At 68.0% G+C, this 19,817-nt stretch carries 20 protein-coding genes and 1 pseudogene; 14 read left to right on the top strand and 7 right to left on the bottom strand.

What is annotated here, in order from left to right; translation table 11 throughout:
• Window positions 1-57: 57 nt before the first annotated feature.
• Both ligD and AC0685_RS26760 read left to right on the top strand, forming a co-directional pair.
• Window positions 58-572 (top strand): annotated as a pseudogene (gene ligD / locus AC0685_RS26765) (non-homologous end-joining DNA ligase LigD); the annotation flags it as partial.
• A 63-nt stretch (window positions 573-635) separates the two neighbouring features.
• Window positions 636-1,145, top strand: coding sequence for a phosphatase PAP2 family protein (locus AC0685_RS26760; protein WP_478228029.1), 510 nt, complete (start codon window positions 636-638; stop codon window positions 1,143-1,145).
• Window positions 1,146-1,526: 381 nt separating this feature from the next.
• Here the strand turns inward: AC0685_RS26760 and AC0685_RS26755 are convergent, their stop codons facing one another.
• The 7 genes from AC0685_RS26755 to AC0685_RS26725 all read right to left on the bottom strand — a co-directional run bounded on the left by AC0685_RS26755 (window position 1,527) and on the right by AC0685_RS26725 (window position 5,076).
• On the bottom strand, window positions 1,527-1,946 hold the full coding sequence (locus AC0685_RS26755) for a CBS domain-containing protein (protein WP_478228028.1): 420 nt from the start codon (window positions 1,944-1,946) through the stop codon (window positions 1,527-1,529).
• A 94-nt stretch (window positions 1,947-2,040) separates the two neighbouring features.
• A complete protein-coding gene (locus AC0685_RS26750; protein WP_478228027.1) occupies window positions 2,041-2,499 on the bottom strand; it encodes an SPW repeat protein in 459 nt (152 codons plus the stop codon).
• A 197-nt stretch (window positions 2,500-2,696) separates the two neighbouring features.
• Window positions 2,697-3,002, bottom strand: coding sequence for a hypothetical protein (locus tag AC0685_RS26745; protein ID WP_478228026.1), 306 nt, complete (start codon window positions 3,000-3,002; stop codon window positions 2,697-2,699).
• A 611-nt stretch (window positions 3,003-3,613) separates the two neighbouring features.
• A complete protein-coding gene (locus tag AC0685_RS26740; RefSeq protein ID WP_478228025.1) occupies window positions 3,614-3,766 on the bottom strand; it encodes a hypothetical protein in 153 nt (50 codons plus the stop codon).
• Window positions 3,756-4,163, bottom strand: coding sequence for a DUF6924 domain-containing protein (locus AC0685_RS26735; RefSeq protein ID WP_478228024.1), 408 nt, complete (start codon window positions 4,161-4,163; stop codon window positions 3,756-3,758). Before AC0685_RS26735 ends, AC0685_RS26740 begins: the two co-directional genes overlap by 11 nt.
• Before the next feature lie 62 nt (window positions 4,164-4,225).
• Window positions 4,226-4,567, bottom strand: coding sequence for a winged helix-turn-helix transcriptional regulator (locus tag AC0685_RS26730; protein WP_478228023.1), 342 nt, complete (start codon window positions 4,565-4,567; stop codon window positions 4,226-4,228).
• Between the two features lie 29 nt (window positions 4,568-4,596).
• Window positions 4,597-5,076, bottom strand: coding sequence for a MarR family winged helix-turn-helix transcriptional regulator (locus AC0685_RS26725; protein WP_478228022.1), 480 nt, complete (start codon window positions 5,074-5,076; stop codon window positions 4,597-4,599).
• Window positions 5,077-5,298: 222 nt separating this feature from the next.
• On the opposite strand from AC0685_RS26725, the gene AC0685_RS26720 reads away from it, so the two are divergent.
• From AC0685_RS26720 to cysC, 12 genes are all read left to right on the top strand, one after another.
• A complete protein-coding gene (locus AC0685_RS26720; protein ID WP_478228021.1) occupies window positions 5,299-5,586 on the top strand; it encodes a hypothetical protein in 288 nt (95 codons plus the stop codon).
• 32 nt (window positions 5,587-5,618) lie between these two features.
• On the top strand, window positions 5,619-6,668 hold the full coding sequence (locus AC0685_RS26715; protein WP_478228020.1) for an L-histidine N(alpha)-methyltransferase: 1,050 nt from the start codon (window positions 5,619-5,621) through the stop codon (window positions 6,666-6,668).
• A 52-nt stretch (window positions 6,669-6,720) separates the two neighbouring features.
• Window positions 6,721-7,638: an EamA family transporter gene (locus tag AC0685_RS26710; protein WP_478228019.1), complete on the top strand. Its 918-nt coding sequence runs from the start codon at window positions 6,721-6,723 to the stop codon at window positions 7,636-7,638.
• Window positions 7,639-8,234: 596 nt separating this feature from the next.
• Complete coding sequence (locus tag AC0685_RS26705; RefSeq protein ID WP_478228018.1) at window positions 8,235-9,389, top strand: sulfotransferase family protein; 1,155 nt, start codon at window positions 8,235-8,237, stop codon at window positions 9,387-9,389.
• Window positions 9,390-9,446: 57 nt separating this feature from the next.
• Complete coding sequence (locus tag AC0685_RS26700) at window positions 9,447-10,640, top strand: ABC transporter substrate-binding protein (RefSeq protein WP_478228017.1); 1,194 nt, start codon at window positions 9,447-9,449, stop codon at window positions 10,638-10,640.
• Complete coding sequence (locus tag AC0685_RS26695; RefSeq protein ID WP_478228016.1) at window positions 10,640-12,274, top strand: thiamine pyrophosphate-binding protein; 1,635 nt, start codon at window positions 10,640-10,642, stop codon at window positions 12,272-12,274. Before AC0685_RS26700 ends, AC0685_RS26695 begins: the two co-directional genes overlap by 1 nt.
• Window positions 12,275-12,321: 47 nt before the next feature.
• Complete coding sequence (locus AC0685_RS26690) at window positions 12,322-13,701, top strand: pyridoxal-phosphate dependent enzyme (protein WP_478228015.1); 1,380 nt, start codon at window positions 12,322-12,324, stop codon at window positions 13,699-13,701.
• Window positions 13,698-14,864: a Glu/Leu/Phe/Val dehydrogenase dimerization domain-containing protein gene (locus AC0685_RS26685; RefSeq protein ID WP_478228014.1), complete on the top strand. Its 1,167-nt coding sequence runs from the start codon at window positions 13,698-13,700 to the stop codon at window positions 14,862-14,864. Before AC0685_RS26690 ends, AC0685_RS26685 begins: the two co-directional genes overlap by 4 nt.
• 14 nt (window positions 14,865-14,878) lie before the next feature.
• Window positions 14,879-16,258 carry a class-II fumarase/aspartase family protein gene (locus AC0685_RS26680; RefSeq protein WP_478228013.1) on the top strand — a complete coding sequence of 460 codons (1,380 nt, stop codon included), beginning with the start codon at window positions 14,879-14,881 and terminating at the stop codon, window positions 16,256-16,258.
• Window positions 16,255-17,004: an SDR family NAD(P)-dependent oxidoreductase gene (locus AC0685_RS26675; protein ID WP_478228012.1), complete on the top strand. Its 750-nt coding sequence runs from the start codon at window positions 16,255-16,257 to the stop codon at window positions 17,002-17,004. The genes AC0685_RS26680 and AC0685_RS26675 overlap by 4 nt, the downstream gene beginning before the upstream one ends.
• Window positions 17,005-17,061: 57 nt before the next feature.
• On the top strand, window positions 17,062-17,976 hold the full coding sequence (cysD, locus tag AC0685_RS26670) for a sulfate adenylyltransferase subunit CysD (RefSeq protein WP_478228011.1): 915 nt from the start codon (window positions 17,062-17,064) through the stop codon (window positions 17,974-17,976).
• Window positions 17,976-19,796 carry an adenylyl-sulfate kinase gene (gene cysC / locus AC0685_RS26665; RefSeq protein ID WP_478228010.1) on the top strand — a complete coding sequence of 607 codons (1,821 nt, stop codon included), beginning with the start codon at window positions 17,976-17,978 and terminating at the stop codon, window positions 19,794-19,796. Before cysD ends, cysC begins: the two co-directional genes overlap by 1 nt.
• Window positions 19,797-19,817: the final 21 nt, after the last annotated feature.

Genomic DNA, 19,817 nt, shown 5'->3' with positions numbered 1-19,817 from the left:
CATAGTTGATCGGTAGCCGGCACGGTCTCAGTTCGGCGGAACGGCGCGGCGCTCGGCCGCCGTCCGCCGGACCGGCTGGTGTTCGATCTCGACCCCGGTCCGGGAACCTCGATCGTGCACTGCTGTCGCGTCGCCGAACGACTGCACGACGCACTGGCCGAAGACGGACTTTCCCCGCTGGCGAAGACATCTGGTTCGAAAGGCATGCAGCTCTACTGCGCCATCACCACAGACGACCCCGCGGCCCCCCGTCGGCCTACGCCAAGAAACTCGCCCAGCGCCTGGCCCGCGAGACATCGGACCGGGTGACCGCCGTGATGGCCAAAGCCCAGCGGGCCGGGCGGGTGTTCATCGACCGGTCCCAGAACAACCCCGCCAAGACCACGGTGGCGCCGTACTCGCTGCGCGGCCGCGACCGTCCCACCGACTCGACCCCGGTGAACTGGGACGAGGTCCGCGCCTGCCGCCGCGCGACACAGCTGGTGTTCACCGCGGACGACGTGCGCGACCGCGCCGTCGAATACGGTGACCTGCTCGCCGATCTCGACAGCAAACGGGCGTCTCTGCCTTAGGACTTACCCCGAATGATCTTCGCCCATTCGGGGTAAGTCATCGGCAGGAGGTGTCCACAACCGATGTGGCCGGTAGGTGAAGAAGCGCTACGGAAACTGGACGACCATGGCCTGCCGACCTCGCGGGCGCATCCGGTCGTGGTCGCGACGACGACCGCGGCGCGAGGGGGCCTGCTGTGGTTCGTCGTCGCGGGATTGCTCGCGGTGCGCCGGGGATCTTCCCGCCGGGCCGGGGTATGCGGGCTGGTGGCCGCCGGTGCGGGCATGTTGAGCGGGCATCTGCTCAGCGCGCTGATCCGCCGTCCTCGTCCCGCCACGCGTCGCCTGCCCGCCCGCGAATCCCTGCCGGAACGGCCGACTTCGTCCTCGTTCCCGTCGAAGCACGCGGTGACGGCTGCCGCGTTCACCACCGCGGTCGCCCTTCGCTCGCCGAAGGCAGGCGTGGCCGTCGCTCCGCTCGCGTTCGTGGTCTGCTACGGCCGGGTCAGGACGCATGTTCATTGGCCGACCGACGTTTTCGGTGGGGTCGCCTTGGGTTTCGCGGTGGCGTATCGACTCCGCGGCCGCCACTGAGACGTCAGACCGCCCTCAGCGGCCAGGGGCACCTGAAGACCAGTGCCTGCGAATCGCCGGAAGGAGCGCCGATGTCCGAGATCGAGCAGGCCGCGCCGCCCGCACCGGATCAACTGCCCCGCGAGCCGGGCGAGGAACCGGTGCGTCCGGTGCACTCTCGACTGTGCCGATCTCCGCGACACCACCGGACGTCTATTGTCCCGGCACACGGTGTACGCCACCATCCGCTACACCCTCGAGGCGTGTACGGCGGCCTGTGCGCAGGCGTGCAGGCGGTGTGAGCGGGCACCAGGTACTCCGCGGTTCGCGAGACAGGACGAACCGCGTCGCGGACGCGGGAAGCCCGGGGCGGTGAACGGGCTGACTCGGCGAAGCCGGGTCTCATCGGTTGCCTTCGGCGGCGCTGATTTCGCTGAGCACGGAGTTCGGGTCGTATTCCATTGCGGCGTCGCCGAGGGACAACACGCCGACCGGGCGGCCGTTGTCGACGACGGGGATGCGTCTCACCGCGTTGCCGGCCATCCGGGCGATGGCGGTGTCGGCGTCCTCGTCGGGGGAGACGGTGACGACCTGTGAGCTGCATACGTCCCGGAGGCGGCAATCGGCGAGGTCGTCCTGGCCGGCGACGGCACGGATGACGATGTCGCGGTCGGTGACGATCCCGGCGAGCCGGTCTCCGTCGAGGACGAGGACGTCGCCGATGTCCTTGTCGCGCATCGCTTGCGCCGCCCGGCGGACCGGTGTGTCGGCGGGCAGGGCGACCGGGGCGGTGGTCATGAGATCGCGGACGAGCCGGCCCATGATGGCTTCCTTCCTGTCCCTTTCCGATTCGAATCAGCGGAGGCCATGGCTCCGGGGTACCCGATCCGCTTTCGGATATGCGTGCTTGCCGTCGTCACCGGTGGGTCGGGCGTCGCCGCGCCGACAGCGCGAGCGCGATTCCGGCGACCAGCACGGTCACGCCGGCGATCACGTTGCTCAGCCAGGTCGCCGTGTTCAGTTCCGGCATACCCGGATAGTCGAGCGGCACCAGGCCACGGCCCCGGGAAATCACCCATGGCGAGGCGATCACCCAGACGCCGAGGACCGGAATCACCCAGGCCACGGTGCGCAGGCCGACGGAGCGGGCGCATCCGGCGGCGAAGAGCGCCAGCACGATACCGCTGATCATGTTGGTCGCGGCCATGCCGAAGGTGCCGGTGAACTCGATCACCCAGGGTGACAAGATCAAGTACACACCCGCCAGCAGGACAAGCCCGATCGAGACCTCGGAGGAGCCGGTGGATCCGACGGCCCCTTCCTGTGTCCGTGCGGGGTCCTGCGCGGTCTGGCGTGTGGTGGTCCGGATCGTCATGCTCGTTCACCTCCGCGTCGGTTCTCCGAACTTGTCGGCTACCCGGCACCTCGGCGGACAAACCGCCGATCCGGGTGACGGCCGTGTTTCCCGCTCGCCCTGGCCGGGTACGCGTCACGTTCGAAGTGCGACCAGGAAGAGGCGACGATGCCGCTGTACGAACATCGAGGGCGTCGCCCGGAGGCCCATCAGAGCGCCTACGTGGCGCCGACCGCGGTGCTGTGCGGGAATGTGCGGGTCGGGGCGGACGCGAGAGTGCTCTTCGGGGCCGTGCTCACGGCGGAGGACGGTGAGGTCCGCGTCGGCAGGCGCTGGGTGGTGAGGGAGAACGCCCTCGTGCGGGGACGGGCCGCGTATCCGGCGCGGATCGGCGACGACGGTTGTTTCCCGGCCACCGGTTGCGCGGTTTTCCCCGGGGCGCGCTTGGGCGGGCACGTCGAAGTGCGCGACAACGCCGTGGTGCACGCGAACACGGTGCTCGCCGCCGACACGGTCGTGCCCATCGGATGGGTGGCAGTGGGCGATCCGGCACGGGATCCTGCCTCCGGAGCGCCACGACGACATCTGGGCGGTGCAACGACACCTCGACTTCCCCTCGACGGTGTGCGACGACCGGACTCTGATCCCGCGGAGTCCGCGATCTCTTCCAGAGGAGGAAAAATGCGTATCGGTGTGGTGGCGATGGCCGTGGTCTTGGCCGTGGCCACCGGATGTGCGCCTTCGGACCGGCCCTCTCCGGTGCCGCCCGGCGGAGTGTCGGCAACACCCACAGCGCCTGCGCCTTCGGGAACGGAAGTGACCGTACGAGGCACCGTGCGAAACGGCGTGGAACCCGGGTGCCTGGTACTCGCCGCACCTGACCGCGAGTATCTCCTGGTGCGTCCGGTGCCCGAGCTGAAGCCGGGCGTGGAGGCCGTCGTGCGGGGCTCGCTCCGGCCCGGAACGCCGACAACGTGTATGCAAGGCACTCCGCTCACCGTCCGCACGGCGGAGGTCGCCGGTACCGGGTCATGACGACCCCGTTCGACCGGCGGAGCCTCGCGCTCGGGACGGCCGTTGGGGTGCTGCTCCGATGATCGCCCGGGACGAGGACCTGGACGGAGTACGGATCGGGTCAGGGCAGGGATTTCAGCTGGTCCAGCAGTCCTCGCCAGTCGAGACGGATGAACTGGATGACCCAGGTGTAGCACTCGCTCGACCCGGTTCCCGTGCCCTCGAACACGGAGTCGTCGACACGGGTGATCGCCACCTCGGTGTCAGAATCCACGGAACACACCGTCGGCGCTCACCGAACCCGTGAAGTCCTCCCAGTCCATGTTTCCCAGGTTGATGTTGTTCTCCACGCTCGGCAGCTCGGCGGACACCACCCGGAACGGCTGATGATCAACGCCCCGGAGCGGAAGAACCCAGACGGCAAGGATGGGATGTTCGGCGTTCGTGAGGGTCGTCTTGTCCGCGAGGAACGAAACGATCGTTCCAGCCGTCTGCTTTGCCTTCAACGCTTCGGCGCTCAAACCCGCGAAAGCTGGATCGTTCACCACTGCGACACTCGCCTGGAATTCCTCATCGCTGGGTGTCCGTACCTCGTGGACCAGAGAATCCCAGGCACTGTCGTCACCGAACCAAGTGCGGACCAAGACTGAGCCGACCGGTAACTCCGCCATGCACGTACCCTAGCGGCGGCAGGCCCGAACGCGGACGGCTTCGACGAATCGCCGCGACGTGCTCAGCCGAGCCGCGCTTTCGCGGCGTCGTAATCCGCTCGCGCCTTCTGCACGGCCGTCCTCCGCCGCTCCGTCCAGTGAGCGAGGCCGTTCACCTGGTCCGCGGCTTCCTTGCCGAGTTCGGTGAGGGAGTAGTCCGTCCTGGGCGGGATCACCGGCTTGGCGTCGCGGTGAACCAGTCCGTCACGTTCCAGCGTTTGGAGTGTCTGGGCGAGCATTTTCTCGCTGACCTTGCCGATCTGCCGTCGCAGCTCGTTGAAGCGGTACGGGCGATCCAGCAGTGCGATCAGAAGGAGTGTGCCCCAGCGGCTGGTGACATGTTCGAGCACCAGACGCGTGGTCACGCTGGTCATCCGGAACGTATGGGCATGCCTCACGACGGTCCGGTGGTCCGGCCATCGTTCTGGAGGCTTTCGAGTTCCTTCAGGGAAAGCGTCAACCGGCGCAGGACGCTGCGCGTCTCCTGGAGCGTGTGCTCGTCGAGGTCGGCAGTCGAGGTGACCCGCTGACGTGAGCGTTCGCTGACTTCCCAGAGTTTCTCGAGCAGGGCGTGACCTGCCGGCGTGACGCCGACCTTGGGCGACCGGGGGTTACCCGGGTTCGGATGCCGAGTCAGGTGTCCCGACTCGACGAGGTCGTCGACAACGCGCTGCACACCCTGGCGTACCTGTCCGAGCCGACGCGCGATTTCCGGCACGGCGGACGGTGTCTCCGACACCACGCTCAGGACGTGCCAGCGCGCGACGGTGGTTCCTTCGCCGACGGCCTCACGCTCACCGATCCTGCGGCTCAGCCCGGCCAGTTCGTACACGTCGGCGATCAGCAGCCGGTACGCCTCCACTGCTCCGCTCACCGTCACATCACCTTGTCTTCGCGTTGACAGCATGTTGTCGCCGATGGCAGTATACTGTCGTGGGGAGGTGAACAGGTCGGGTACCTGCCGATTTCAGAGCTCTTGCTCCGTGAAGCGACAGGTCGAGCCGTGACTATGCCGTTTCGCACCGAGTCTCTGGATCAGTGCAACCACGGGGATTTGCTCAGGGTGGCCCGCACGGCGACGCGCCGGGCTGCGGCTATGCCGGCGAACGGGGTCGCCACGGCGATGCTCGTCGAGGAACTGGGGCTTCTGGGGCACACGCTCGGCGCCATCGACGGAATGCTCGAAGTCCTTGTCCGGGAACTGGAGCGACGAGCCGGGGCGGACGCGCTCGAAGTGGCCGACGGTCCCTTTGCGGGAGAGCCCGCACAAGCCCTGGCCACGATGCAGCTTTGGGTCGAGCAGGCGCGAGCCGCCTCGGTGGCGGGAAGGCAAGCGATCGAAAACGCGCATATAGCTGCCGCGGGCCTGGCTTCGGCCCGCTGACGCGGGCATGCGGCGTTCGACGGCGCCGGCCCGTGCTGCTCTCCGGTGAGATCGACAAAGCTTGTCCGTTCTTGAAAATCTACGTATTGGATGGCGGAATGGGTGCGGTGAACGATCTGATCGACGTGCGCGTCGACGATGCCACGAGCGAGATTCAGGAGCTGATAGCGGGCCTTTCGGAAGCTCCGCGCGTGATCCCCACCGTGTACGGGTATGACGAGCGAGGCTCCGACCTGTACGCGCGGATCTGTGATCTGGAAACCTACTACCCGTATCGCACCGAGTGGGAGTTGCTGGCGGGCAACATCGACTCGATCTGCGGTCTCGTGAAACGAGACGAGATAGTCGAACTGGGTTGTGGTACCGCCACGAAATCCGAATTGCTGCTGCGCCGAATGTCTTCCATGCCGTCCGAGTCGCTGAGGTACGTGCCGATCGACGTTTCGGAAGAAATGTTGATGAGGACGTCCGCCCGGCTCGCCGGTTCCATCGACGGCCTCGAGGTCTGGCCGGTGGCCGGCGACTACCACAGTGGCTTGAAGGTCGTGGAGCAGCGGCCTGAAGCATCTCGGTTGTTCATGTTCATGGGCAGTTCGCTGGGCAATATGAGTGAACAGAAGCGGCACGAACTGCTGACCGGAATAAGGTCGGCAGGCAGCCGCGGCGACGTCCTGATGGTCGGCGTCGATTTCGACAAGTCGCGTCCGGCTCTCGAAACCGCGTACAACGACCCTCCCGGTCACGACCTGTGGCACCACTTCCTGACCAACAGGCTGGCCTGCTTGAACCGGCTTTTCGGTGGCGACTTCGACCCGTCCGTCTTCCAGAGCAGGCTGAACTACAACACGGACGCCTGCCGTATGGAAGCGCAGATATGGCCGAAGGTGGACGTCACGTTCACTCTTTCCGAGTTGAATCTGCGCGGTGTGATCAAGGCGGACGAGCGTGTCACCGTCGACACTTCGCACAAGTTCAAGGAGGACGAACTCGACGAACTGCTGGATGCGGTGGGAATGCGTATCATGGAATCCTACGAGGAACCGTCCGTGAAATACGCCCTCTTGCTGGTGGAGATGACCTGACGTCGCTCGCGCGAGCGGGCGATGCGGATCGAGAGAGTACGAGGATCCCACGATGATCACCGGCAGAACGACCCGGCGTCCGGGCGGCGATCGGAGGGCGGCAGTGCCTTCCGATCGCACCGTGCTTCTGCTGCTCGCGCTCTACGTGTGCTGGGGTTCGGCGATCCCGGCGATGAAGCTGATGGTCGACACGATCCCGCCGGTCGGCGGAGCGGCGCTGGTCTTCCTGCTGGCCGGGATCGTGCTCGCCGGTGTGGCACGCAAGCGTCCGCGGCCCACGCGCCGGCAAGTGCGGACGCTGACAATCGCCGGGGTGCTGTTGCTGGTGGGCGGGCAGGGGCTCGCCACCGTGGCGCTGACCGCGGTGACCGCCAGCCTCGGTGCGATCCTCGCCGCGGCGATCCCGCTGTGGGTGGTGCTTCTCAGCGGTTTGACCGGGGTCCGGTCGACAATCGCGTCCTGGATCCGCCTCGTGGCAGGCTTCGGTGGGATCGTGATCGTCGTGCTGACGGCACCGGGCAGTGCCATCGGCGGCGCTCCCTGGGCGGTGGCGGCGTTCTGTGTCGCACCGATCCTGTGGGCGGCGGGAAGTCTTCTGACGGCCAATGTCGAGCGTCCGCTCGATCGAGTCGTCGCGAGTGCGGTTCAATTGCTGGCCGGTGGAACGGTGTTGTTGCTGGTCGCGCTGGCACTCGGTCAGCTCGATCCGGGTCGCTGGGCGGATATCAGCTGGACGTCGGCAGGTGCGGCGGTCTTCCTCCTCGTTTTCGATTCGCTTGTCGGCTTCATGCTTTACACGCGCCTGCTGGAGAGCGCACCGGCGCCGCTGGTGAGTACCTATGCCTACATCACGCCGCTTGTCGGCGCCGCGATCGGTGCGACCGTGCTTGATGAACCGCTGTGGATCGGCGCTTTCGTCGGCGGCTCTTTGGTGCTGGGCGCGGTCGCGCTCGAGTTGCGCGGAAGATGAGTTCAGAGCTGTCGCTCTGATGTTCTCGCCGTTACGGCAAAAGCTTTGGCTCGGGCATCTTTCTGTCGCTTGCTCTTAATGTGGCGAGTGGCTCGTCATGGTGGACTCCCGTCATCGACATTGCGTGCGAGCGGCTGAAATAAATCCGATCGCCGAGTGTGTTCGTCGCCGGCTCCCGCTTTGCCGTGTTCACCTTTTTGCCAATGCGTCGAGGGTGTGATTATGACTCATTGCGATCATGGCGCCCTGCGGAATGGCAAGCCTGCGTTGAGCGCAATAGAATCAATGGTGATCGGACGTAGTGACTGCGAAATCATCATATTGATCTTGTTCGTTCGGCTCAAGGTGTGATGGCGTCAGAATTTCACGAAATAGCACCGTTGTCTGCTACACTCGCAGGCAATGGATCTTCTGGGGGTTCCGGATGACACGGGAATGGAAGGCGTGATTCGTTCATGCCTTCACTGTGGAGCGAGTGCCTGTCGTGCGCCGATGAACCCTCTTCAGTCGGCCGAAACAGCATAGTCGACTGAATTGCCACAGTCGCACCGGTGAACGCTGTCGTCATTTCTTCGTACCGTGAGCGGGGAGGTCGCGTGAAGTCGAACCAGGACGTCTCGGTCAAGCGGGAATCATTGGATCCAGTGGGTCTGGCGAATTCCGCGCGGCGTGTCTCCGGTGATGACGAAGCCGAACTCCCGCATTCGACGGCGCTGGAACAGCTCGTGCGTTCGCTCGATGAAGAAGGACGACTGAGTCCCGCGGGACACAGTAGAGCGAGGAAGTCACTTGTGCGCTCGCTCGTCGAACGTATCGAGACGGCTCGCCGGGTCGCGGAGAAACCGGAGCTGGAACGGAGACGGATCCGGCCGGTCGTCATCACCGGGCTCCTGCGTACGGGAACCACCTTCCTGCAGCACTTGCTCGCGCAACACCCTCTGCTTCGTGCGCCGGCACTGTGGGAAATGATGGCGCCCGCCCGGCGCGATCCGCCGGATGACCTGATCGCGCAGTGCGAGGCCTACGTCGCGGAGTACCACCGGCTGGCGCCGGAGTTCGAGCGCATCCATCCGTTGCGTGCCGGGCTGCCCGAAGAGTGTCATCGGTTGACGGCCAACACTTTCCACGACCCGATTTTCGCGCTGAGATACCACGTTCCCCGGTACTCGGAATGGCTGGACGGCCGGTCGATGGTCCCGGTGTACCGGTATCACCGCACCCAGCTGTCGGTCCTGCTGGACCGCGTGCCCGGCGACCGGATTCTCCTGAAAGGGCCGTCTCACCTGTGGTATCTGGACGACCTCGCCAAGGTGTACCCGGACGCGCTGGTCATCCGCCTGCACCGGTCCCCGGCGGTGGCGGTGGCGAGTGTCTGCAGCCTGACGTCCGCCGTGCGTGGGGCCAGCTCCGCGGACGTGGACGACCGTGAGATCGGGGACTACTGGCTGAACCGGGTCGCGCCCGTCCTGGACGGTCTTCGCCGGGAGGACGGGCCGTTCCGGCAGCCGTTGCTGGATGTGCGCTACGCGGATCTGATCGGCGATCCCATGAAGGTCGTCACCCGTATCTGCGAGGCCGCGGATCTTCCGCTCACCAAGGACGTGCGTGCGCGCATGGACCGCTATCTGGCCGCGAACCGCACTTCCGGCGGGCACTCCTACCGCGCGGAACGGTTCGGGCTGTCGGCCGGTGCCTTGGCCGGACGATTCTCTGGCTACATCGAGGAATTCGCCGTCCCGAAGGAAGCCTGACAGAAGGGGAGCAACAGGGTGCCGGAGCCTACTCACCTGGAACGTGCACAAGCGCTCGTGCGTGATGTGAACAAGGACGCGGGTACGGATCCGCTGCGGATCGGCATCATCACACCACTGAGCGAGCCGGGAGACGCGACGGCCGGGGAACTGGTCACTCGCGGCGCCTGTCTCGGGGTGGAGTACGTGCGCGAGCACGGTGGCGCGCGTGACAACCGGCAGATCGAACTGGTCCTCTACGACGACCAGGCGACCGCCCGGACGGAAGGCATGTTCCGTTCCGCGGCAGGCCAGATGGCCAAGCTCGCACTGGTGGACGAGGTCGTGGCCGCGATGGGGCAGTGGCACCTGCGGACCACGCCCTGGGTGGTCGACATCGCCACGAAGTACGACGTGCCGATCTTCGTCGAGAACGGATACAGCGAGATCACGGCGCAGAAGCGGCGCAACGTCTTCCGGTCCTACTTCAGTGTGGAGGACCGGGTGCCGCTGATGCTGGACTTCGCGGCGGAGCTGGGCATCCGCAAAGTGGGGATGGTGTGCGCGGACACCGCGTTCGGTCTGCACACGGGTAACAGTCTGGAAAGCTATGGCAGCACCGAACACGACATGGAGTTCTGCCGGTTCGACTTCGAACAGGACGGCACGACGGACTTCCCCGCCCTGCTCGGTAGAATCCGGGACTACGGACCGGACCTGCTGATCAATGGCGGTGTCATCCGGACCAACTACCAGATCTTCGGCGCAGCGGCGGAAGCAGGCCTTCTGCCCGGTACGCCGTTGATGGTCCCTTTCAGTTATCCCTTGCGGTCCAAAGACTTCTGGCGCTCCACAGGGGACAGTGGGGTCGGCACGATGTGGCCCGCGATGCAGTACCGCCCGTCGTGGCCGGGGATGACCGACATCGGACGTTGGTTCACCGAACGGTACCGGGAGCGGTACGGGGACTTCCCGCCCGACACCGCGTTGACCCATTTCACCGACGTCACCATCATCGCGGCCGCGAGTCGTGCGGCACGGTCCGCCGAGCGGGAAGACCTCATCGACGCGCTGGAGGCGATGGAGTTCCCGACTTGGCGAGGGCCGATCCGCTACGAGCGCGGGCCCGCCCATTGGCACCACTGCTGTCCGGAACTGGTGTTGCTGCAGTATCAGAAGCGCGACCAGGGGTTCGACGAGTCGGCGATCATCTATCCACCGGACAAGGTGACGGCGGAGTACCTGCCGCCTGCCGCCATGGAAACCGTCTGATGCCCGCTGTCACGACCGTCGCCGACACCATGCTGCGCAGCCTCCGCGCCCACGACGTGGACCGTGTCTTCTGCGTGGCCGGGGAGAGCTACCTCCCGTTGCTGGACGCGCTGTACGACTGTGCCGAGATCGACGTGGTGGGCTGCCGTCACGAGGGCTCGGCCGGGTTCGCGGCGCTGGCGGACGCCAAGCTCACCCGCCGCGCCGGGGTGTGCCTGGTCAGTCGCGCCCCGGGCGCCGCCAACGCGGCGATCGCGGTACATGCCGCCGCCGAGGACGCCACCCCGCTCGTGCTCTTCGTCGGGGACGTTCCCCTGCCGGATCTCGATCGCGAGACGTTCCAGTCCGGTCGTCCTCTCGGCGACCGCGCGAAAGCTGTGTGGACTCTGCACGATCCCTCGTCGACCGGGGAGACCGTGCGGCGGGCGTTCCGGGTCGCGGAATCGGGGACGCCGGGGCCGGTCGTGGTATTCGTACCGGAGGACGTGTTCGACAGGGACGGTGCGGACGGCCCCGCGACACGGGGCGTGCTCGGCCGTGTGGTGGCCGACGGTCGTGAGCTCGACACGGTACGCGGCATGCTCGGCTCGGCTCGGCGTCCGCTGCTCCTGGCCGGATCCACATTGGACACTCCGCGGGGGCGTACCCTGCTCCGCGAGTTCGCCGAGCGGCACGAGGTCGCGGTGCTCACCAGCAACAAGAACCAGCATCTGCTGGACAACCGGCATGCCTGCTACGCCGGTCATCTGCACAACGCCACCGGACCCGGGCAACTAGCCGAGTTCGACCGCGCCGACCTCGTCCTCGCGATCGGGACCCGGCTCGGCCAGACGACGACCAGGCAGCTGCGGTTCCCCCGCGGCCCCGAGCCCGGCCAGCCACTGGTCCACGTCCATCCGGACGCCGCCCGGATCGGCAGATACCACCAAGTCACCGCCGGGTTCGCGATGGATCCGGTGGACTTCCTCGCGCAGTTCGCCGACACCGACGTCCAGCGCCCGCGCCGCGACGAATGGTGCCTGCGGCTGCACCGGATCGAGGAGGAGAGAGCCCGCTGGAATCCGCCGTCGGACCCGGAGGTGGTCACGGCCGGGGACATCGCCGCGGCGCTCGACGAGCTGACCGGGGGCGCCGTCACGGTCGTCGTCGATTCCGGCACCTTCACCGGCTGGACGTACCGATACCTGCGGTTCGCCGGCAACGGCAGGCTGGTGGGCATCGATTCCAGCGCCATGGGTTTCGGACCCGGCGCAGCACTGGCGGTGGCCGCGCGGGACCCTGCGGTGCCCACCGTCGTGATCATCGGCGACGGCGGGTTCGGCATGAACGGCGCAGAGCTCGCCACCATCTGCGAACGTCGTCTCCCGGTGGTGTTCGTCGTGTCGGACAACGCGTCGCTCGGCACCATCCGGCTGCACCAGCGGCGGCGTTACCCGGACCGGGAGATCGCCACGGACCTGGCCAATCCCGACTTCCGGCTGCTCGCCCAGGCACACGGCGCGCTCGGGCTTTCCGCCGACACTCCCGCCGAGGTACGCACCTGCCTGGCCAAGGCGCTCGAACATCCCGGACCGTCGCTCGTCGCGGTGCGCACCAGTCGCGAGTACCTCACCCCGGCGGCCGTTCCGCGATGACCCGTTCCCCGAGCCGACGTCAACCCGCACCCTCGGAGAAGGCAGCCATGCGATTCCACGACTCGATGCTCGACCTGATCGGATCGACGCCCCTGGTACGGCTGAGAACGGTCGCCGCCCGTTCCGGCGCGCTGGTGCTGGCCAAACTGGAGCAGTTCAATCCCGGGGGCTCGGCCAAGGACCGGATCGCGGTCGGCATGATCACGGCGGCCGAACGAGACGGCCTGCTGCGTCCCGGTGGGACCATCGTCGAGCCCACGTCCGGCAACACCGGGATCGGGCTGGCCATGGTCGCCGCGCAGCGGGGCTACCGGTGCGTGTTCACCTGCCCGGACAAGGTCTCGCACAACAAGATCGCCGCGCTGCGGGCTTACGGGGCCGAGGTGGTGGTCTGCCCGGCGACCGTGTCCATGACCGACCCCCGGTTCTACCGGAACGTGGCCGCCCGGCTGGCCGCGGAGACCCCCGGCGCCTACTGCGTCGATCAGTACAACAACCCCGCCAACCCCGAGGCCCACTACACCGTGACCGGACCGGAGATCTGGGAGCAGACGACGGGGCGGGTCACGCATTTCGTGGCCGGGCTCGGAACCGGCGGCACGGTCACCGGGACCGGCCGCTATCTGCACGAGGTGTCCGGTGGCACGGTCCGTGTCGTCGGCGTCGACCCGGACGGTTCGGTGTACAACGGCGACGAGTTGCGCCCGTACTACCTGGAAGGCGTCGGCCAGCCGAGTCTCCCGGCGGCCTTCGACCCGGACGTCCCGGACGAGATCGTCACCGTCGGCGACGCGGAGGCCATCGCGCTGACCCGGCGCCTCGCCAGGGAGGAGGGGATCCTCACCGGCGGCTCGGGCGGAATGGCCGTCGCCGCGGCGTTACGGGTCGCCGAGCGTTCGGGTCCCGACGCGGTCATCGTCGTCCTGATCCCCGATTCGGGCCGTGGGTACCTGAACACGATCTTCGACGAGGACTGGCTGGCCGTGCACGGGTTCACCGCCCCCGCCGAGGGGGTGCCGGTGGCCGCCGCGGTCCTCGGGCCCGGCCTGCCCGTGATAGCCCCGGAGGAGAGCCTCGCGTCCGCTTGGCAACGCATGCGGGACACCCGCATCGGTTATCTGGCGGTCAGTTCCGCCGCCGCGCCGGTGCGGCTCCCGGAGATCGCGGGATTCGTCGCCGAACACGACATCGCGGTGCGCATCGCGTCCGGGCGCGCCCGATGGGACGCCCCGGTCGCCGACCACGTCGTCGTCACCTCCCTGCCCCGGGTCGGCTGGGGGCAGGAACTCGACACCACGGCGGCCTTCATCGCCGAACACGGCGCGTGCGTGGTGCTGAGGGACGGTGTCCCGGCGGCGATCCTCACCGCCGCCGACGTCGCGAGCGCGCTCGCGCCGGATCACCCGCGGACAGGGAGCGCACTGTGACGAAGAACGTGATCGAGTTCGTGGACCCCGTCCACGGCACCAAGGGCTACCTCGCATACCGCGGGGCCCGGCGGAGACTCGCGGCGGGCGGATGCCGGGTGCGGGCCGGGATCGACGCGCGGACGCTGAGCACGCTCGCCGAACGGATGGCAGTCAAGCAACGAGTGCTCGGCCTCAACGTCGCCGGAGCCAAATGCGGGCTCGACCTCGACCCGTCCTCGCCGGACAAGGACGCGATACTCAGGCGGTTCTTCGCGTTCCTCCGTGACGAGCTGGCCACTCGCTACAGCATGGGGCCGGATATGGGGACCGGGTGGGTGGAGCTCAACCGGCACGCGGCGGCGGTCGGCCTGTCGTCGATCAAGTACGCGATCAAGACCGCCCAGCGGCTCGATGCCGACCAGTTCGCGCATCGGATGGCGGTGCTCGAAGCGCCTGTCGACGGGCTCCCTGTTTCCGCGCGCCGGGCGGGACACGCCCTGGCCTACGCCGGTATCGGCGCGGCCAAGGCGGCCCGGTGCACCGGGCCGCTCACCGTGGCGTTGCAGGGCTTCGGGAATCTCGCCCGCGGCGCCGCCTGTGCCCTGTACGAGTACGGCGCCCGCGTGGTGGCGATCGGCGACGAACACGGCACCGTCGCCACGCCCGCCGGTCTCGACGTTCCCGCCATGCTCGGCCGTCCCGCCGGAACCCCCGTTCCCGCGATGCCGTCTGGCGGCCGCCCTGCCGAGTTGTTCACCGTTCCCGCCGACCTGCTCATCCTCGCCGGCCCGGCGGACGCCATGAGCCACGCGCAGGCCGCGCGTGTCGCCGTCCCGGCGGTGACGGTCGGCGCGAACTGCGGGCTCACCGAACGCGTCGAGCGGAACCTGGAGCGGCGGGGCGTGGTGGTCATCCCGGACTTCATCGGCGGAATCGGCGGGTCCGCGTCGATGGAAGCACTGTTCGGTCCGCGCGAGTGTCCGGCTCCGAGACAGGTACTCGACGCGCTCGCCCGTCTGATGAGCGATCTCCTCGCCGACATAACCGAGGAATCGCGCCGCGGGAAGGTCGGTTCCCGCGAAGCCGCGTTGCGGCTGGCCGCAACAGGCACCGCCGACCCGGACGCGCTGCCGTACGGCGGCTGTCCTTATCTGCGGGACTTCGTGCCCACCGCTCGCTGAACCGGAGGTTTGCCATGTCAGAAGACTGTCGTCACGAACGCGGTCACATCACGGACTCGCAGTTCTACGGTGACCGATACGCCACCGCGGCCAGCAGGGGGATCTTCTGCGATGTCTGCCGCAAACAACGCTGGCTCGACATCGAGGCGGCGCTGGCGTTGAGCCAGGCAGAGCTCGGGGTGATTCCGGCGGACGTCGCCGAGCGGATCGCCGCCGTCGCCGACCTCGATCACATCGACCTCGACCAGGTCCGGGTCGAGACCGCACGCTCCGGGCACTCGCTCATCGGCCTGCTCCGTGCGCTGGAGACCGCATGCGGGGACACCGCGGGACAGTTCATCCATTACGGCGCTACGACCCAGGACATCCAGGACACCGGTCAGTCGTTGGAAGTCCGCGACGTACTCGACACCCTGGCGCCCGCGCTCGACCGGATCATCCGCAGCCTGACCCACACGGCCGAACTGCACGCCAGGACGATCGGGCTCGCCCGCACGCACGCGCAGCCCGCCCTGCCGATGTCCTTCGGGCTCAAGGTGGCGGGCTGGCTCGACGAACTGCTCCGTCAGCGTGACCGGCTCGTCCACCTCCGTGCGCACACCCCGACCGCGCAACTGTTCGGCGGCGCCGGGACGATGGCGAGCTTCGGCGGACACGGCCGGGCGACGCTGGAACGGTTCGCCGAGCGGCTGGGGCTCGTCGTCCCCGAACTCGGGTGGCACGTCGCCCGCGACCGCGTGACCGAATTCGTCAGCACGCTGGCGATGATCACCGGCACGCTGGCCAGGATCGCCGACGAGATCCGCACGTTGTCCCGTCCGGAGTTCGGTGAGGTCGAGGAAGCATGGCGCGACGGCAAGGTGGGCAGCAGCACCATGCCGCACAAGCGCAATCCGGAGCGATGTGAACAGATCGTGGTCCTGGCCAGGCTCGCCGCGGCGCAGTCGGGGCTCGCGCTGACCGCGATGGTGGGCGACCACGAGCGCGACGCGCGCTCGCTGCGACTGGAGTGGGCGTGCGTCCCGGACGTGTCGCACTACTGCCTCGCCGCGGTGGAGATCGCGACCGAGGTCGTCACCGGGCTGATCGTGCACCCCGACCGGCTCGGCGCCAACGTGGAGACGGTGACCGGCCAGGTGATGTCGGAACGGCTCATGTTCGCCCTCGGTGAGCACATCGGCAAACAGCAGGCGCACGAATACGTCTACAAGCTCACCCAGCGGGCCCAGACCGACGGCATCCCTGTCCGGAAACTCGCGGCCGAGGATCCGGCGATCACCGAGCGGTTCACCGACGCCGAACAGGAGCGTCTGTTCGAGCCGGTGAGTTACCTCGGGGAGTCACCCGAGCTGACGATGCGGGTCGTGGAACGCGCGCGGGCCGTCATCTCGTGACGGCCGCGGCGAAGGGCGGCGTCGCGGTCGTCTCCGGCGCCGCGACCGGGATCGGCCGTGCCGTCGCCGCGCGGATCGGCGAGCACCGCGGCATCGGCGAGGTCGTCATCGTCGGGCGTCGCGCGGACAGGCTCGCGGCCGTCGCGGAGCAGCTGGGGCCGCACGTCGTCCCGGTGACGGCCGACCTGAGCGAGCCCGGGGGAGCGCGCGCGGTGCTGGCCGCGGTCGGCGGCCGCGTCGTCGACGTCCTGGTGAACAACGCCGGTGGCAACGTCGATCCACAACGGGTGCAGGAACTGGACGCACTGCCCGAAGCCTGGCACTCGAACCTGCGCGCCAACGTGCTTCCCGCCGTCCTGCTCACCCAGGCACTTCTTCCTTTGCTGCGCAGGCCCGGCGGCAGGATCGTCACGGTGGGGTCGGTCGCGGCGGAGCGGGGGCCGGCCACTTACGGCGGGGCGAAGGCCGCGCTGTACCCGTGGTCGACCGAGCTCGCCGTCCGGCTGGCCCGCGACCAGGTCACCGTCAACGTCGTCGCCCCGGGGTACGTGACGGACACGGAATTCTACGGCGAGCGCATGTCCCAGGAATTCCACGACGGCCGTGCGCGGCAGTCACCGATGAACCGCGGGGCGAGCCCCGGCGAGGTCGCCGCGACGGTCTGCCACCTCGCCGCTCCCGAAGCGGGGTTCATCACCGGACAGATCGTGCACGTCAACGGTGGTGCGCTGCTGCCCCGTACCTGACGGCGTCGGTGAAGTCACCGCGCCGACGCGATCGAGCGAGCACCGGAGGGTCATCCCGTGACGTCCGAAACCCATGAGCTGACTTACCTGCAGTACCTCGAATCCGAGTCCGTGCACATCCTCCGGGAGGTGGTGGCGACACTCGAGCGGCCGGTGCTGTTGTTCTCCGGCGGCAAAGACTCGGTGGTACTGCTGCACCTCGCCGCACGCGCCTTCTGGCCGGGGCCGGTCCCGTTCCCGGTGCTGCACGTGGACACCGGCCACAACTTCGCCGAGGTCCTCGCTTTCCGCGACCGGACGGTCGAACGGTTCGGAGTGCGCCTTCTGGTCGCGCGAGTGCAGGACGACATCGACGCCGGCCGGGCCGTGGAGGAAACCGGGCCGCGAGCGAGCAGGAATCGTTTGCAGACGGTCACGCTGCTTCGCTCGATCACCGAGCACCGCTTCGACGCGGTGTTCGGTGGAGCGCGCAGGGACGAGGAGAAGTCCCGCGCGAAAGAACGGGTGTTCAGCGTCCGGGACCGATACGGACAATGGGATCCGCGTGCGCAGCGCCCGGAACTGTGGCGCCAGTACAACGGGCAGCACGGTCCGGGGGAGCACATCCGGATATTCCCGCTGTCCAACTGGACCGAACTCGACATCTGGCAGTACATCGACCAGCAGCGGATCGCACTGCCCGGCCTGTACTACGCACACCGGCGCAGCGTGCTCGAACGCGACGGGATGTTGATGGCACACAACGAATTCGTGCGTCCCCTACCGGGCGAGGAGCCGTTCGAGGCGTCCGTCCGGTTCCGCACCATCGGCGACGCGACCTGCACCGGATGCGTCGAGTCGGTGGCCGCGACCCCCGCGGAAGTCGTCGCCGAAGTGGCGGCCAGCACCGTGACCGAACGCGGTGCCACCCGCGCGGACGACCGGATATCGGCGGCAGGCATGGAGGACCGCAAACGGGAGGGGTATTTCTGATGGCTCCCTTGTTGAGAATCGCCACCGCGGGCAGCGTCGACGACGGGAAGTCCACCTTGATCGGAAGGCTTCTCCTGGACTCGAAGGCGGTCTTGGAGGACCAGCTCGCCGCGATCGGAACGGACACCGGACCGGACCTCGCCGCGCTCACCGACGGCCTGCGCGCGGAACGCGAACAGGGGATCACGATCGACGTCGCCTACCGGTACTTCGTCACGGACAAGCGCAAGTTCATCATCGCGGATACGCCGGGACACGTGCAGTACACCCGCAACATGGTGACCGGTACCTCGACGGCGGACCTGGCGCTGACCCTGGTCGACGCGCGACACGGTGTCCTCGCGCAATCCCGGCGGCACGCGCTGATCGCCGGTCTGCTCGGCGTCGGTCATCTGGTGCTGTGCGTGAACAAGATGGACCTCGTCGATTGGTCCCGGAAACGCTTCGAGGAGGTCCGCGACGAGTTCCTGCGCATGGCCGAGCGGCTCGAAATCCCAGACCTGACCGTCATCCCCGTCTCCGCCCTGCGCGGGGACAACGTCGTCCACCGCGGTACGGAGATGCCGTGGTACGAGGGCGTGCCGCTGCTCCAGCACCTGGAGGAGGTGCACATCGCCTCCGACCGCAACCTGGCCGATGTGCGTCTTCCCGTGCAGTACGTGATCCGGGACGCCGACGGCCGCCGCAGCTACACCGGGACCATGGCCGGGGGAGTCCTGCGTCCCGGTGACGAGATCGTCGTCCAGCCCTCCGGCTTGAGCACCACCGTCGAGAGCCTTCACGGTCCGGGCGGGACCGAGCTGGCCACCGCCTTCCCGCCGCATGCCGTCGCCGTGCGCCTGTCCGACGAACTGGACGTCGGCCGCGGTGATCTGCTGTGCGGGCCGTGCGACCGGCCTGCGACCGGACACGATCTCGACGCACTGGTCTGCTGGCTGACCGACGACGGCGAACTGACCCCGGGGTCGCGCTACCGGCTGCGGCATACGACCCGCTCGGTCCGTGCCGAGGTGAGGGAGGTGGACTACCGGCTGGACATCGACACGCTGGACCACGACACCACCGCGACCGGCCTCGTGCTCAACGACATCGGCCGGGTCGCCATCCGGACACGGAAGCCGTTGGACTTCGACGCCTACCGGAGCAATCGCGACACGGGCAGCTTCATCCTCGTCGACGAGAGCACCGGCAACACCGTCGCCGCCGGGATGATCCAGGAGGGCGTCGGCAGCACGACGGACATCCGGTGGCATCCCTCGACGGTGAGCCGGGAGGACCGGGCGGGCACCGGGGGAACCGTGTGGCTGACCGGCCTGTCCGCCTCCGGGAAGTCCACCGTCGCCGCCGAGCTGGAACGACGGCTCGTCACCCGGGGCCAGGCCGCCTATCGCCTCGACGGAGACAACCTGCGCCACGGTCTCACCGGGGATCTCGGGTTCGGCGCCGCCGACCGGGCCGAGAACGTGCGCCGGGTCGCCGAGGTCGCACGGCTGTTCGCCGACGCCGGCCTGGTCGCCATCGTCTCCCTGATCAGCCCCTACCAGGCCGACCGGGACCGCGCCCGGCGGCTGCACGAGGCCGACGGGCTGCCCTTCGCCGAAGTCTTCCTGGACACCCCGCTGTGGGTGTGCGAACAGCGTGACCCGAAGGGACTCTATGCCCGTGCACGGGCACGCGAGATCATCGGATTCACCGGGATCGACGCTCCTTACGAGACACCCGCCGACCCGGAGCTCACCCTTTTTCCGCACCGGTCGACGCCCGCCGAGCTGGTGGACCGGATTCTCGCGTTGACCGGTCAGTGGAGCGCCCGTGCGTGAGGAACGGCGCGGCACTCGTGG

The organism is Amycolatopsis sp. NPDC043889, assembly GCF_056435645.1.
The sequence above is the reverse complement of the archived record's forward strand: the minus strand, read 5'-3'. Positions and strand labels throughout refer to the sequence as shown.